The 15,300-nt window shown below is 67.6% G+C and carries 13 protein-coding genes; 3 read left to right on the forward strand and 10 right to left on the reverse strand.

Annotation, left to right across the window (positions count from 1 at the left end; all coding sequences use genetic code 11):
- Window positions 1–10 precede the first annotated feature (10 nt).
- Together PAA8504_RS10840 and PAA8504_RS10845 are read left to right on the forward strand one after the other, a co-directional pair.
- On the forward strand, window positions 11–1,813 hold the full coding sequence (locus PAA8504_RS10840; protein ID WP_108894208.1) for an aminopeptidase P family protein: 1,803 nt from the start codon (window positions 11–13) through the stop codon (window positions 1,811–1,813).
- A gap of 91 nt (window positions 1,814–1,904) precedes the next feature.
- Entirely contained in the window at window positions 1,905–2,246 is a 342-nt protein-coding gene (locus PAA8504_RS10845; RefSeq protein WP_108894209.1) for a DUF427 domain-containing protein, read from the forward strand.
- 10 nt (window positions 2,247–2,256) lie between these two features.
- Here PAA8504_RS10845 and PAA8504_RS10850 read toward each other — a convergent pair whose 3' ends face one another.
- On the reverse strand, window positions 2,257–3,945 hold the full coding sequence (locus tag PAA8504_RS10850; RefSeq protein ID WP_108894210.1) for a chloride channel protein: 1,689 nt from the start codon (window positions 3,943–3,945) through the stop codon (window positions 2,257–2,259).
- A gap of 151 nt (window positions 3,946–4,096) precedes the next feature.
- Here PAA8504_RS10850 and PAA8504_RS10855 point away from each other — a divergent pair, with 151 nt between their 5' ends.
- Window positions 4,097–4,543, forward strand: coding sequence for an SgcJ/EcaC family oxidoreductase (locus PAA8504_RS10855; protein WP_108894406.1), 447 nt, complete (start codon window positions 4,097–4,099; stop codon window positions 4,541–4,543).
- 82 nt (window positions 4,544–4,625) lie between these two features.
- Here the strand turns inward: PAA8504_RS10855 and recN are convergent, their stop codons facing one another.
- From recN to purU, 9 genes are all read right to left on the reverse strand, one after another.
- Window positions 4,626–6,272, reverse strand: coding sequence for a DNA repair protein RecN (gene recN / locus PAA8504_RS10860; protein ID WP_108894211.1), 1,647 nt, complete (start codon window positions 6,270–6,272; stop codon window positions 4,626–4,628).
- Between the two features lie 66 nt (window positions 6,273–6,338).
- Window positions 6,339–7,181, reverse strand: a complete 843-nt coding sequence (locus tag PAA8504_RS10865; protein WP_245897606.1) for an outer membrane protein assembly factor BamD — start codon at window positions 7,179–7,181, stop codon at window positions 6,339–6,341.
- Between the two features lie 92 nt (window positions 7,182–7,273).
- Window positions 7,274–8,197: a UDP-3-O-acyl-N-acetylglucosamine deacetylase gene (lpxC, locus tag PAA8504_RS10870; RefSeq protein ID WP_108894213.1), complete on the reverse strand. Its 924-nt coding sequence runs from the start codon at window positions 8,195–8,197 to the stop codon at window positions 7,274–7,276.
- A 220-nt stretch (window positions 8,198–8,417) separates the two neighbouring features.
- Window positions 8,418–10,028, reverse strand: a complete 1,611-nt coding sequence (gene ftsZ, locus PAA8504_RS10875) for a cell division protein FtsZ (protein WP_108894214.1) — start codon at window positions 10,026–10,028, stop codon at window positions 8,418–8,420.
- Window positions 10,029–10,178: 150 nt separating this feature from the next.
- Window positions 10,179–11,507 (reverse strand): cell division protein FtsA, encoded by a 1,329-nt coding sequence (gene ftsA, locus PAA8504_RS10880; protein ID WP_108894215.1) that lies wholly within the window; start codon window positions 11,505–11,507, stop codon window positions 10,179–10,181.
- Window positions 11,508–12,392, reverse strand: a complete 885-nt coding sequence (locus PAA8504_RS10885) for a cell division protein FtsQ/DivIB (RefSeq protein ID WP_108894216.1) — start codon at window positions 12,390–12,392, stop codon at window positions 11,508–11,510.
- Window positions 12,380–13,294: a D-alanine--D-alanine ligase gene (locus tag PAA8504_RS10890; protein ID WP_108894217.1), complete on the reverse strand. Its 915-nt coding sequence runs from the start codon at window positions 13,292–13,294 to the stop codon at window positions 12,380–12,382. The genes PAA8504_RS10885 and PAA8504_RS10890 overlap by 13 nt, the downstream gene beginning before the upstream one ends.
- A gap of 72 nt (window positions 13,295–13,366) precedes the next feature.
- A complete protein-coding gene (gene murB, locus PAA8504_RS10895; RefSeq protein ID WP_108894218.1) occupies window positions 13,367–14,290 on the reverse strand; it encodes a UDP-N-acetylmuramate dehydrogenase in 924 nt (307 codons plus the stop codon).
- 69 nt (window positions 14,291–14,359) lie between these two features.
- A complete protein-coding gene (gene purU, locus PAA8504_RS10900; protein WP_108894219.1) occupies window positions 14,360–15,244 on the reverse strand; it encodes a formyltetrahydrofolate deformylase in 885 nt (294 codons plus the stop codon).
- Window positions 15,245–15,300: the final 56 nt, after the last annotated feature.

Below are 15,300 nucleotides of genomic sequence, written 5' to 3' on the forward strand. Positions count from 1 at the left end.
AAGACACCCCATGTTCCAAAGCTTCGAGACGGCGGGCCAGCGCGACCTCGGCCCCGAACGTCTGGCCGCCCTGCGCGCCGCGATGGAGAAAGCCGGGATCGACGCGTTCCTCGTCCCCCGCGCCGACGCCCACCAAGGCGAATACGTCGCCCCCCGCGACGCCCGCCTGCAATGGCTGACTGGGTTCACCGGATCGGCCGGGTTCTGCGTCGTCACCCAGAAAGAGGCCGGGCTTTTCGTCGACGGCCGCTACACCGTGCAGGCCCGCGACCAGGTCGCCGACTGCTTTTCCGTGGTTCGCTTTCCGCAGGCGAAGGCGGGCGACTGGCTGGCCGAACGCCTGTCCCAGGGGGCCCGCGTGGGATTCGACCCCTGGCTTCACACCCGCGCCGCGGTCGAGGCGTTGAACGACGCGCTGGGGTCCGGCATCGCCGTGATGCCAGTCGAGCCCAATCCCCTGGACACGATCTGGCCCGATCAACCCGCCCCGCCGCAAGGTCTTGTGCGCTTGTTCCCCGACGACATCGCCGGCAAGACCGCGCCCGAGAAGATCGCCGAGATCTGCGAGACACTGAAGGCCGACGGCCACGCCTTCGCCGCGCTGTCCCTGCCCGACAGCATCGCGTGGCTTCTGAACATCCGCGGCAGCGATATCCCCCGCAACCCGGTCCCCCATGCCTTCGCCCTTGTCGAAGCCGGCACCGGGGACGTTCGCCTGTTCATTGATGAGGCGAAGCTGCGGGATGTCGAGGTGTCCTACCCCGTCTTCCCGCCCGAGTCGGTGGTCCAGGCCCTGTCCCAACTGTCCGGTCCCGTACGGATCGACCGGGACACAGCACCCTATATCTTCAGCCATGCGCTGGAAGAGGCGCAGGTCAAGTTCGTCTATGCCCCCGATCCATGCCTTCTGCCCAAGGCCTGCAAAACCGAGGCGGAGATCGCCCACACAAGCGAGGCGCATCTGCGCGACGCCGCCGCCATGTGCCGCTTCCTGCACTGGCTGTCGGACGCCGAGGCGCGCGTGTTGCAGGGCGAGACCATTACCGAGATCGACGTGGTCGAGGGGTTGGAGGGGTTCCGGAGGGCCACCGACAGGCTTCTGGACATCTCGTTCGAGACCATCGCGGGGTCCGGCCCGCACGGCGCCATCGTCCATTATCGCGTCACCCATGACACCAACCGCGCGCTGGCGGACGGCGAGTTGTTGCTGGTCGATTCCGGCGGCCAATACGACGACGGCACCACTGACATCACCCGCACCATGGCCATCGGCACCCCGACGGACGAACAGATCGACACCTATACAAGGGTCCTCAAGGGCATGATCGCCCTCAGCCGCGCGCGATGGCCCAAGGGGCTGGCCGGGCGCGACCTGGATCCGCTGGCGCGCGCGCCGCTTTGGCGGCATGGGCAGGATTTCGACCACGGCACGGGCCACGGCGTGGGCGTCGCGCTGTCGGTACACGAGGGGCCGCAGCGCATTTCGCGCCAATCCGACATTCCCCTCGAAGTTGGAATGATCCTGTCGAACGAGCCGGGATATTACCGCGAGGGGGCGTTCGGCGTCCGGATCGAGAACCTCGTCGCCATCGAGCCGGCGCACCCCCTGCCCGACCAGGACGACCGCGAGATGCTGGCCTTCAAGACGCTGACCTGGGTGCCGCTGGACCGACGCCTGATCGACGTCGCGGCCCTGTCCCCCGGGGAACGCGCCTGGATCGACACCTATCACGCCGGGATTGCCACGCGGATGACGGGCCGCCTGCCCGCGGACGTGGTCCATTGGCTGGGCGACGTCACGGCTCCGCTCTGACGGGCGCCCCCTAACGGGCGCGTGACATTCGCGGCCGCTGCCCCTATCGATGGTCCTGCGCGCGGGACCGCGTACAACATTGGGGGGCAGCATGGCCGGAAACATCACCATCTCGGACGCCGAAGGCACATGGGTCGTCCGCGCCGGGGGCGCCGTTCTGGGCGAGTCGTCGAACGCCCTGAAACTGGAAGAGGACGGCTATCCGTTCGTCATCTATTTCCCGCGCGGCGATATCGCGATGGCGTTCCTCGACACCTCCGACAAGTCGACAACCTGCCCGCACAAGGGACAGGCCAGCTATTTCTCGATCCAGACCAAGTCCCTGACCATTCGCGACGCGGCCTGGAGCTACGAGGATCCGAAGGACGACGTGGCCCGGATCAAGGGACACCTGGCGTTCATGGACCCCGAAGTCACGGTCGAGCAGGTCTGACACCGCCCCCTCACGAGTGCTCTTCGGCCGCGGTGGCGGCCAGAGCCCGATTATAGCGCGACAGGGCGTCTACATGGTGCAACGTGCCCATGATGCGCGGCGCTTCCCCCGTCTCTCCCATGCGCACGACGGGCAGCCACATGCGGGCTGTCTCCTCGAACATGGGCATGGCTTTTTCCAGCGTGGCATTGGGTTCGATATAGACGCCGGCCTCCAACGCCTCCCACACGTCGTCGGTGGGTATGGCGTGCAAATGGTCGGGCGGTCGCATCACGTTGGACACGCGGAACATGCACAGAAGGTACGCCTGAGGCCCCTTCGACAAGTGGACATCCCGCCGTTCAAGCTGCGTCAGGAAGAAGCTTCGATCCACCAACCGCGACGCCAGTGCCGTCGAGGTCGAGACCGCGACCATCACCGCAAGCCCGGTCTGCCAGTCGCCTGTCAGCTCGAACACGATCAACGTGGTCGAGATCGGCGCGCCCAGAACAGCCGCGGCGACCGCCCCCATCCCGGCCAGCGCGTAAAGGCTGTTGGCCCCCGAAACGTCGGGAAAGACCTGCGTTGCAATGGTTCCAAAGACCAGCCCCACCAAGCTGCCCACCATGAGCGACGGGGAAAACACCCCGCCCCCCATCCGACCGCCCATGGTGATCGCCACGGCCGCGACCTTGACCACGGCCAGCACCAACGCCTCGCGCATCAACATCTCGCCCGTCAGGGCCAGCGCTGTCGTCTCGTAGCCGACGCCGATGATATGCGGGAAGAAAATCGCGATGGTGCCCAGCACCGCACCGGCCACCGCAGGCCGCGCCCAGGGCGGCATACCGATGCGCGCGCGCAGCCGTTCGGCCGTGTCATCGGTCCAGAAAATCGCGCGCATCAGGATCACCGCGACCGCCCCGCAGACCAGCCCCAGAAGCAGGAAGGCGGGGAGTTCGACATAGAATTCCAGCGCCGATTGCTGGTCCAGTTCGAACTCGGTCACGCCGCCGAACTCGACGCGGTTGATGACGGTGCCGATGGCGCTGGCGATGACGATGGGCGCGAAGGCGTGGACGGCGAAGTGGCGCAGCACCACCTCGAGCGCGAAGAGCGCGCCCGCGATGGGCGCATTGAACGAGGCCGAGACCGCCGCCGCCACCGCGCACCCCAGAAGATCCCGCGCCGTCACGCCGCGCGCCCGGATCAGGTCGTTGACCCATGTCGCGATCACCGCCGCCAAGTGGACAACCGGCCCTTCCCGCCCCGACGAGCCGCCTGCCCCCAGCGTGATCAGCGACGCGGCGGCCGAGCCCAGGCCGGCCTTGATCTCGACCCGGCCATCGCGCAGGGCGGCGCCCTCGATCACCTCGGCCACGGATCGAACGCGACCGCCTGGCGATAGACGAAACAGGATCAGGCCCACGATCAAGCCGCCCAGTGTGGGCCACAGGATGAACAGGTACCACGGCAGCTCTCGCGTGGCCGAGGCCAGGCGGGTGATGTCCTCGACCCGGTACAGCAGCGATTGAAGGCTTTCGATCCCGCGCCGGAACAGAAGCGCGGCGAACCCCGATGCCGCGCCGATGGCCAGCGCGATGAACCAGAACTGGATTTGCCCCGGCCCGCGGTCGCGCAGCACGGACCAGCCCCGGCGGGTCCGGGCCATCGCGGTGTCGAGGAACGTCCAGTCTTCTGTGGCCTTCGGGGCGGCCATGATCGCGTTATCCTTTTTCCTTCTTCTATTGCGCCGGATCGGCGGAGGAAACCTCTCCCTTCCCTGCTGGCATCAGCCCGGTGCGGTTTGGCCTTTCTTCGGCGCGGATCCCGGCACAGACTGCGGCGCGCTTCGATCCGAAAGGTCCATCATGCTCGACCGTCCCGAGGACATGCCCCATGCCTTCCGCGACGCCTGGATGGCGCGGGACGCGGCGGCGCTGGCCGCGCTGTTCGCGCAGGACGCCGATTTCGTGAACGTCGCGGGGATATGGTGGCGCGACCGCGCCGCGATCGAGGAAGCGCATGAGTACGGCCTGCGGGTGATCTTCCCCGACAGCGACCTGAAGATCGGTCGGGTCGCGTTACGGATGCTGGGAGAGACCGCCGTGGTCCACGCCCGCCTGACCCTGACGGGCCAGACCGGGGCCGCCGGGGTGCGGCGAACCGTGATGACCTTCGTGATGGACCGGACGCCGAGGGGGTGGCATTGCGTGGCCGCCCAGAACACGGACGTCCATCCCGGGGCCGAGACGATGATCGCCCAAGACGGCGGGTTGGCCCCGGCTGATTATCGCCCGTCCCAGGACGGGGCCTAGCCGGTTTTCTGATAATCCCGGGCGTTTTTCGGATGGCAGTCATAAGCCCGGATATCACAGCCGGGCATCTGCCGGAGAAGGATCAACCCAGTAGGGTTCTGGCGGCGGCGCGGGCTTCGTCAGTGACGCGGTCGCCGGACAGCATGCGCGCCAGCTCGTCCACGCGCGCGATGTCATCCAAAGGCACTACGGAGGAGGTCGTGACATCGCCGGTCACGCGCTTTTCGACCCGCCAATGGTGGTTGCCCAAGGCCGCGACCTGCGGCGAGTGGGTTACGACCAGCACCTGCGCCCGCATCGCCATGGCCGACAGGCGCCGCCCCACCGCGTCGGCCGTCGCCCCGCCGACACCGCGGTCGATCTCGTCGAAGATCAGGGTCATTCCGGGCGCGTCGCCGGTCAGACAGACCTTCAGCGCCAGAAGGAAACGCGAAAGCTCGCCGCCCGACGCGATGCGCCCCAACGGACCGGCGGGGGCGCCGGGGTTGGTGGCCACCGTGAACTCGACCGAGTCGCGGCCGTCGGGTCCGGGTGCGGCGTCGGACACTTCCGTGGTGAAGACGGCACGCTCCATCTTGAGGGGGGCGAGTTCGGCCGCCATCGCGGTGTCCAGCACGGCGGCCGCGTCGCGACGGCGGTCGGACAGGGCATCGGCTGCCTTGGTATAGGCCGCATCGACCTCTTTCAGGGCGCTGCGCAGGTCGGCAAGGTTGCCTTCGCCCGCGTCCAGCGCCTCCAGCCGGTCGCGCAGTCCGGCCGCATGTTCGCCCAGGGCGTCGGGGAGGACGTCGTACTTGCGCGCAAGGCCACGGATGGCGAACAGGCGCTCCTCGATCCGCTCCAGCTCGAAACTGTCGAAATCCAGCGCATCCAGCGCACGGGCGACGCCCTGTTCTGCCTCGGCAAGCTCGTTCATGGCGCGGGCCAGTGCCTCGATCGGCTCATCGAGGGCGCCCTCGGTCCCTTCGCCCGCGCCATCCAGCCAGCGCGCGGCATCGCCCAGCAGCGCCTCGGCGCCGTCGGGGCCAAGGGCCTGATGCGCGCGCAGGATGTCCTCGCGCACGCGTTCGGCGGCCTGCATCCGCCGGCGCTGGGTGTCCAGCGCCTCGTCCTCGCCCGGTTGCGGGTCAAGCTTGTCCAGCTCGTCGACCGCATGGCGCAGGAACTCCTCCTCATCGCGCGCGGCGGCCAGGGCGACCTCGGCCTCCTTCAGGCGTTTCTCCGCCCGGGCTCGGGCGGTCCAGGCGGTGCGGGTGGCGGCCAGCGCGGCGGCGTTGTCGGCGAACTCGTCCAGAAGCACGCGGTGACCGCGCGGATCCAGCAGACCGCGGTCGTCGTGTTGCCCGTGCAGCTCGACCAGCGTTTCCGACACGCGCCGCAGGATCTCGCCACTGGCCCGACGGTCGTTGATCCACGAGGTCTTGCGCCCGTCGGGGGTGTTCACGCGGCGCAGGATCAGCTCGTCCTCGATCTCGATCCCGGCCTCATCAAGGATCGCGCGGGCCGGGTGCGCGGGGTTCAGGTCGAAGCTGGCCGTGACCTCGCCACGTTCGGCGCCCTGCCGCACCAGCTCGGCCCGGCCACGCCAGCCCAGCACGAAGCCCAGCGAATCCAGAAGGATCGATTTGCCTGCGCCCGTCTCTCCGGTCAGCACGTTGAGGCCGGGCTGGAACTCAAGCTCCAGCCGGTCGATCAGCAGCATGTCCCGGATGGTCAATCCGCGCAGCATCAGCCGTTCCCTACCCCGTTCCCGGGGTCGCGTATCGCATGGCCTGCGCGGACAGGAAAGATCGGCTCAGAGCCACTCTCCGCGCACGACCTGGCGATAGACGGAGTTGAGCCAGCTGTCGCCTTGCGCCTCGGGCTGAAGGCCACGGCCTGCAAGCAGGGCATAGGCGTCTTCGTACCAGGGCGTCGACTGGTAGTTGTAGCCCAGGATCGCGCCGGCGGTCTGCGCCTCGGACGTGAGGCCCAGCGACAGATAGCTTTCGACCAGCCGCAGCAGCGCCTCGGGCGTGTGGGTGGTGGTCTGGAAATCTTCGACCACGACGCGGAAGCGGTTGATCGCGGCCGGGTAGTGCTGGCGCTTGAGGTAATAGCGCCCGATCTCCATCTCCTTGCCGGCGAGGTGATCGAAGGCGAGGTCGAACTTCAGGACCGCCGATTGGGCATATTCGCTATCGGGATAGCGTTCGATCACGCCACGCAGGGCCTGGAGCGCCTGGAAAGTCAGGCCCTGATCACGGCCCACGTCGTCGATCTGGTCGTAATAGCTGAGCGCCAGAAGATACTGCGCATAGGCCGCATCTTCGCCGTTGGGATAGAATTGCAGATACCGCTGCGCGGCCCCGCGGGCGGACTCGAAATTGCCGTCGCGGTGATAGGCCAGCGCCTGCATGACCAGCGCGCGGCGGCCCCATTCGGAATAGGGATACAGACGCTCGACCTCGCCGAAATACTCGGCCGCATCCTCGGGGTCGTCGGTTTCCAGCTCAAGCTCGGCGCGCTTGTAGATCGTCTCGGCGTCGAGGTTTTCCAACGGCACATCGCGCGAGGCGAAGATCCCGCCATCGCCGCCGCCACATCCGGCGAGCGCAAATCCCATGCAGGCCAGTGCCGCAATCCGCATCGTCATCATCGCCATGATCGGTATCGACCCCCTGAACTCCGCCGGTCGCCCCCGTCTAGCACAGAAGTTTCGGAGGGGAAAACTGGCATTGCGGGCGCGGGTCAGGCGACCAGCGCGGGCGCATCCTCGGGGCGCAGGCCGGCGCCGGGCAAGCGCGCCAGCATGGTTTCGTCCGCTTCGACGATTGTAAATGCGTCGCGGCGGGCGAAAAGCGTGCGCAAAAGCGCGTTGGTCAGCGCGTGGCCCGCGCGGATGCCGGTATAGCGGCCCAGGATAGGGGCGCCCGCCAGCGCAAGATCGCCGAGCGCGTCGAGCATCTTGTGGCGCACGGCCTCGTCGCGGTGGCGCAGGCCGCCGGGCGACAGGACCCGGGCGCCATCGACGACGACGGCGTTGTCGAACGTGCCGCCAAGCGCAAGGCCGCGGGCGTGCATCGCCTCGACATCCGAGGCCCGGCAGAAGGTCCGGCTGTCGCAAAGCTCGTGCACGAAGGTCCCGTTCGCAAGGCTCAGGCGCTTTTCCTGACGGCCGATCGCGGCGTCCGAAAAGTCGATACTGAAGTCGATTTCCAGCCCGTCGGCGGGGTCGAGGCGGGCATGTGCGGGGCCGTTGCGCACTTCGACGGTGTCGATGATCTTCAGCGCGCGGATCGGGGCAGATTGCGAACGCAGGCCGACAGACAGGATCTCGTCCACGAAGGGAGCGGCAGACCCGTCGAGGATCGGAACCTCGGGGCCGTCAATCTCGATCATCAGGTTCTGGATGCCGCAACCCGCTATGGCGGCCATCACGTGTTCGATGGTCGATACGGTCGTGCCCGCGGCGTTGACGATGCGTGTGCACAGCTCGACCTGTTCGACGGCATCCCACAGGGCGGGGACCAGCGCGGCGGCAGGGGCAAGATCGGTGCGTTTGAACCACAGGCCATGGCCGGCCGGCGCAGGCAGAAGGCGCAGGACGGCCGGGCGACCGGAATGAAGTCCGACACCTTCGAACCTCACGGGGCGGCTGATCGTCTTTTGCATGGCTCTGCCTTCTTAACGGCTTCTTAATATCTCGGCAGGACTGACCTAAGCGCGCTGTCCCAGCGATACAAATCAAGCATTGCTACGGATTGTAACAGCGCCGACCGCCGGTCGGCAGACCCCTGCGACCGGGCGGGGCAGCCCCGCGCAAACTGTTGCTTCTCAACGACAAAGGGCCGGCGCAAGGCCGGCCCTTTCGAAGCGAGTCGTGAGGTGAGGCTTAGTTCGCCTGGCGGCGCAGGAAGGCCGGAATCTCGATCCGGTCCTCGGAAGCCTGATCGGCCTCGTCCTCGTAGCGGGGCATCGGGGGCACCCGACGACGCGCCGCAGCTGCGGCCCCGCGATCGGTGGCCTGCTTGTCCTCGGTCTCCTGTCCGCTGACGCGCTGGATCAGGGAATTGATCCCGAACCGGGGCGCGCGTTCGGCCTGGGGCTGCTGGCGCGGCTCGGGCGCACGGGGCGTCGGGGCGGCCTGCACGGGGCGCGGGGTCGCGGGACGCTGCGGCTGGCGATTGACCGACGCTTCGAGGCGATCCATGCCCTCGACCGGCTGGCGTGGCTGCGGTTCGGGCTGCCGGGTCTGAGCGGCGGGGGGCGTGGTCCGCTCGCGGCGCTGACGCTCCCAATCGCCGAAGAAATCCTCTTCCTCGTCGTCCAGAACCTCGTCGTGACGGGCTGTCGGCTGCTGCGGGACGGGCGCGGGGCGGGCGGTTGCCGCCGGGCGCTGCTGCGGCTGCTGCTGGGGTTCGGGCTGCGGGTCGAACAGGCTCAGGGGCTCGGCCTCGGGGGCGGGCTCCTCGACGCGCTGGGTCGCCAGCGGCTCGGACAGGCGGCGGCGCGGCTTGGGGATGTCGACCTCTTCGGCGCGGGCATCGATGCCGGTGGCCACGACCGAAACGCGCATCCGGCCCTGCATTTCCGGGTCGAGGGTCGAGCCGACGATGATGTTGGCGTCGGGGTCCACCTTCTCGCGGATGACGTTGGCGGCTTCGTCCAGTTCGTACAGCGTCAGATCCTCGCCGCCGGTGACGTTGATCAGCACGCCCTTGGCGCCGTTCAGCGACACTTCGTCCAGAAGCGGGTTGGCGATGGCCTTCTCGGCGGCCTGAAGCGCGCGATCCTCGCCCTCGGCCTCACCGGTGCCCATCATGGCCTTGCCCATCTCGTCCATCACGGCGCGAACGTCCGCGAAGTCGAGGTTGATGAGGCCCGGACGGACCATCAGGTCGGTCACGCCCTTCACACCTTGATACAGCACGTCATCGGCCATCGAGAACGCGTCGGTGCAAGTCGTCTTCTCGTTCGCCAGCCGGAACAGGTTCTGGTTGGGAATGATGATCAGCGTGTCGACCATCTTCTGCAGCGTCTCGATGCCTTCCTCGGCCTGGCGCATGCGGCGCGGGCCTTCGAACTGGAAGGGCTTGGTGACGACGCCGACGGTCAGCACGCCCAGCTCACGCGCGGCCTGCGCGATGATCGGGGTGGCCCCGGTACCGGTGCCGCCGCCCATGCCGGCGGTGATGAAGCACATGTGCGCGCCGGCGAGGTGATCGACGATCTCCTCGATCGACTCTTCGGCGGCGGCGGCGCCCACGCCGGCCTTGGCACCCGCGCCCAGGCCTTCGGTTACTTTCACGCCCATCTGCACCCGGTTGGGTGCGGCGGATTGCGACAGCGCCTGGGCGTCGGTGTTCGCGACCACGAACTCGACCCCGTCGAGCTGCTTTTCGATCATGTTGTTGACGGCATTGCCGCCCGCACCGCCAACACCGAAAACGGTGATTCGCGGCTTCAGCTCGTCATGGGTGTTCATGGTGAGATTCAGTGCCATCTGCTTGGGTTCCGCCTGCTTGTGTGGGCCCGCTATTTGCTGCGAGTTTTATGCTTCGTTTGCGATTCTATCGGGGCTTTTCAAGCACGTCACCCGAAAAAGCGCATTTCTGCCACATTCCGCCCAGTGATTCGCGAATGCCACACCGAATCACCAGTTCTCCTTGAACCAGCGCATGGCGCGGCGCAGCGATCTGGCGCCGTGACGCTCGGGCTGGATGTCGAAATCCCACCATTCGTCCTGCGGGTTCGCCGCGAACAGGCACAGGCCCACCGCGCTGGCAAAGGCCGCGCCGGTGGCCTTCTCGGGCAGGCCCGCGACGCGGACGGGGCGGCCGATGCGCACCTGCTGACCCAGGATGCGCGGCGCCAGAGTATCCAGGCCGGGGATCTGGCTGCCGCCGCCGGTCAGCACGATCTGCTGGCTGGGCAGCGCCTCGAACACGGCGGCGTCCAGACGGGCGCGGATCTCTTCCAGGATCTCCTCCACCCGGGGGCGCATGATGCCGATCAGCTCGGCGCGGCTGACCGTCCGGCGGTCGTGATCCCAGTCGCCGCTTTCGCCGCCCAGCTCGATCATGTCGCGGTCGTCCATCGAAGTCGCGACGACTCCGCCATGAAGGGTCTTCATCCGCTCGGCCGTGGCCAGCGAGACCTGCAACCCCTTCGAGATATCGGACGTCACCTGCGCCCCGCCCATCGCGACGGCGTCGGCATAGATCAGATGCTTGCGCCAGAAGATCGACAGGCCCGTCGCCCCGCCGCCCATGTCGATGCAGGCCGCACCCAGCTCCTGCTCGTCCTCCAGAAGGCTGGCGATGCCCGACACATATGCCCCCGAGGCCAGCCCGGCCAGTTCCAGGTCGCAGCGCTTGATGCAGTGGATGAGGTTCGCGATCACGTGGCTGTCGACGGTCAGCATGTGCATGTCGCAGGCCAGGATGTCGCCCACCTGCCCCCGCGGGTCGTTCATCCCCGAGCGGTGGTCCAGCGCGAAGTTCACCGGCTGGGCGTGCAGCACCTCGCGCCCCTCGCCGATATTCGGCATCTCGCAGGCCGACAGAACCTCGGCCACGTCGCGGTCAGCGACCTGTTGGCCCGACAGCGCGATCTGCCCGGCCAGCCCGTAGCTGCGCGGCCCCCCGCCCGAGACGGCGGCGATAACATGATCGACGCGCACCTGCGCCATCTTCTGCGCGCCCTGCACGGCGGTGCGGATCGCACGCTCGGTCTCGTGCATGGCGTCGATCTCGCCGAAGCGGACGCCGCGGGACCGGGTGGTGGCCGCGCCGATGATGCGGAAGGCCGAATGGCCGGCCATGGGGCCCACGCCCTCGGTCGGCATGGGGGTCGGGTCGAAGCGTAGGATCAGGCACGCGATCTTCGAAGTGCCGACGTCAAGGATGGCGACAACGCCCCTCTGCATCGCGGTCTGCCGCATCGCACGCATGGCGCGTTGGGACTGATACAGATCGAACATTCAGTCGTCTCCCAGTTCTGTCATCTTCACCTGCCGCAGATCGGTCGCCGCCTGCGGCGCGATCCGGACCGTCGGCCGTCGGGGGGTACGCATGTCCACCAGCACAACATCGCGGGCGAACAGGTCCTGCGCTTCGTCCACGGCCAGCACCTGTTCCAGCGCCGAGACGGCGCGCGTCTCGGGCAGGCGGATCTTCTGCCCGTCCGACAGCACCACGTCCCAGCGACGCTCGCCGATCCGCACGAGCCCCCGCAGGCGCGGCAGGATCGGCGCGGCGGCCTTGATCAATTCCACCGCCTCGGGGGCGGCGGCATCTGCGCCGATGCCCGACAGAAGCGGCAGGTCGGCGCGGTCGGTGCGGGCCTCGGCCGTCTCGACGGCATGGCCTGCGGCGTCGATCAGGCGCAAACCGTCGGAATTGCGCCAGACGAAGGCGGGCTCACGCTCGACCACGCGAATGTCGAGGATCCCGCCCGGACGGATGCGCAACGAGGCCTCTTTCACCGCGGGAAGCGAGGTGACGGTGTCCTGCATCGCCGGCAGGTCCAGATCGAAGGACGACACCGGGAACCCCACCTTCAGCGTGTCGCGGATCGCCTGAGAGACGGTCTCGGACGCGCCGTCGACCGCCATCAGGCGAACCATGAATTCCTCGCGCGACTGGATCTGGGCCTTGATGTCGTCGACCCAGGCCGTGACGGCGCCCCGGCGTTCGGGGTCGGCGAAGGTCAGCCCGGCCATCACCGCCAGCGCCAGGATCGGCACCCCGAAGGTGAAGCCCTTGCGCACCGCCGGCGTCAGCGCCAGCCGGTGCATCCGGTAGGCCAGGCGCGAGGGGGCGGGGTCGGCGCGGTGCGTCGTCCGGCGTCGGGTCAGCGGTCGCATGAGGCATCCTCCACGATCCAGCGGCAGAACGCCCCGAAGGACATCCCCGCATAGGCGGCCTGTTCGGGGGCGAGCGAGGTCGGGGTCATCCCCGGCTGGGTGTTCGTCTCGAGCAGCACGAGGCCGTCGAGGCCCCGGCTTTCGTCCCAGCGGAAATCGGTACGGCTGATCCCGCGGCAGCCCAGCGCCATGTGCGCGCGCAGGGCATAATCGCGGCAGGCCTCGGCCACCTCGTCGGGGATGTCGGCGGGGATCACGTGACGCGACCCGCCATCCTTGTACTTTGCGTCGTAATCGTACCAGCCGTCTGACAAGATATCGGTCACGCCCAGCGCGCGGTCGCCCATCACCGTCGTGGTCAGCTCGCGCCCCGGGGCAAAGCGTTCGACCATCACGACCTCTGGCATGTCATCCGACACCTGAGGTGGGCCGTTCGCGGCGTCGTGGACCAGGTAGACCCCGACCGACGACCCTTCGTTGAAGGGCTTCACCACATAGGGCGGGTCCATGACGTGGGATTTGCGCACATCCTCGGCCCGCGCCAGCCGCGACGGCACGATGGGCAGACCCGCGGCACGGTAGACAGCCTTGGTCCGCTCCTTGTCCATGGCCGTGGCCGAGGACAGGACGCCCGAATGTGTGTAGGGGACGCGCAGCCATTCCAGCAGGCCCTGGACGCATCCGTCCTCGCCCCAGCGCCCGTGCAATCCGTTGAAAACGACGCAAGGCCCCTCGTCCGCCAGCCGCACGGCCAGGTCCGGCCCCGCGTCCAGTTCGACGACCTCGAATCCTTCGCCCCTCAGCGCAGCGGCGCATTCACGCCCGGAGGACAGGGACACCTCTCGTTCAGCCGAGGGTCCGCCCAACAACACTACCACCTTGGGGTCTGCCCTGCTCGACATACCCGCACTCAATTTTTCCGCGAGACCCTTATGGTTGGGTCTTCTGCCTGCCTCGGCGCGATGTTTTCACCGTCACCCACGACCCGTCTTGCCGACGCGCCGTATCTCCCACTCTAGCTGAATACCGCTCGTTTGGAAGACCTTTTCGCGCACCAATTCGCCGAGTGTCTCCAAATCCTCAGCCGTGGCATTTTTGGCATTCAGCAGAAAGTTCGGATGCTTCTGCGACATCTCTGCACCGCCCAGCCGGTGCCCGCGCAACCCGGCATCGTCAATGACTTTCCATGCCTTCAATTCGTGCGTGTCGTCGGCCCGCCCGGTCGAGCTGTGGCCAACCGGGTTGCGGAAGGTGGATCCGGCGCTCAGCTTGTCGGTGGGCTGGGTCGCGTCGCGCTTGGCGACCTGCTCTTCCATGCGCGCGGCCAATGCATCAGGATCACCCGCCTCGGCCTCGAACACGGCCTCGACCAGTACGCAGCCCTCGGGCAGATCGGAATGGCGATAGGCCAGGTTCAGGTCGGCGGCGGGGATCGTCACCGCCGCGCCCGCCCGCGTCACGGCGCGCACCTCGACCAGGTGATCGGCGACATAGCTGCCATAGCACCCCGCGTTCATACGTACCGCACCGCCGACAGCACCGGGGATGGTGCGCAGAAAGGTCAGGTCCCGCCCCGCGGCCGCCGCCTTCTTCGCCACCATCGCATCAGGCACCGCGGCCCCGGCGATCACGCGCCCGCCCTCGATCCGGATGCCGTTGAACCCGCGCCCCAGCCGGATCACCACGCCGTCGATTCCACCGTCGCGCACGATCAGGTTCGACCCCAGCCCCAGCGGAAAGACCGGCACGCCGTCCGGCAAAGCCGTCAGGAACGCGGCCAGATCATCCTCGTCCGCCGGCTGAAACAACACCTCGGCCGGACCGCCCACCCGCAGCCACGTCACCCCCGACAGGTCGAACCCCTCGGTCAGCTTGCCGCGCACGTCAGGCAGATCCATCCCGCATTCCCCTTCATCCTTGGACAAATACCCCGGGGAGCGCGAGGGGCAGCGCCCCTCGCCCCGGTCTCATCCCATGCGCTCGGACGTATAGGAGCCGGGCGTGGCCGGAAAGACCACCGTTTTGCTTTCATTGAGGAACACGCGGTGATTGGCATGGGCGTGGATCGCGCGCGCCAGAACCTGCGCCTCGACGTCCCGACCCAGGCTCACGTAATCCTCGTTAGACTGTGCGTGGGTCACGCGCACGGTGTCCTGCTCGATGATCGGCCCCTCGTCCAGATCGCTGGTGACGTAATGCGACGTCGCCCCGATCAGCTTCACGCCCCGCTCATAGGCCTGCTTGTAGGGGTTCGCGCCCTTGAAGGATGGAAGGAACGAGTGGTGGATGTTGATGATCCGCCCCGAATACTCGCGGCACATCCGGTCCGACAGGACCTGCATGTAGCGCGCCAGCACGATCAGGTCGGCGCCGGCGTCGTCGATGATCTCCATCTGCTTGGCCTCGGCCTCGGCCTTGTTGTCCTTCGTCACCTTCACGTGGTGGAACGGGATGTCGTGGTTCACCACCAGCTTCTGGTACTCGTGGTGGTTCGAGATCACGGCCACGATGTCGATGGGCAGCGCGCCGATGCGCCAGCGATACAACAGGTCGTTCAGGCAGTGCCCGAAGCGGCTGACCATCACGACGACGCGCATCTTGCGGCTTTCGTCGTGGAAGGCGAAGTCCATGTCGAAGCGTTTCGCGACATCGGCGAAGGTGTCCGTCAGGCCGTCGACACCCGCGCCGGTTTCGGGCCGGAAGCTCAACCGCATGAAGAAGCGGCCGGTGCGCAGGTCGTCGAACTGGGCCGAGTCGACGATGTTGCAGCCCTGATCGGCCAGAAACCCCGAGATCGCGGCGACGATGCCGCGGGTCGAGGGGCAGGTGACGGTAAGCGCGATTGTATCCATGGTGAACTCTCCTTCCCGGTCGCATGTGCCGCAATTCGGTGCATCCGGAAAGGCTG

This window comes from Palleronia abyssalis (assembly GCF_900302445.1).
Classification (GTDB): Bacteria; Pseudomonadota; Alphaproteobacteria; order Rhodobacterales; family Rhodobacteraceae; genus Palleronia; species Palleronia abyssalis.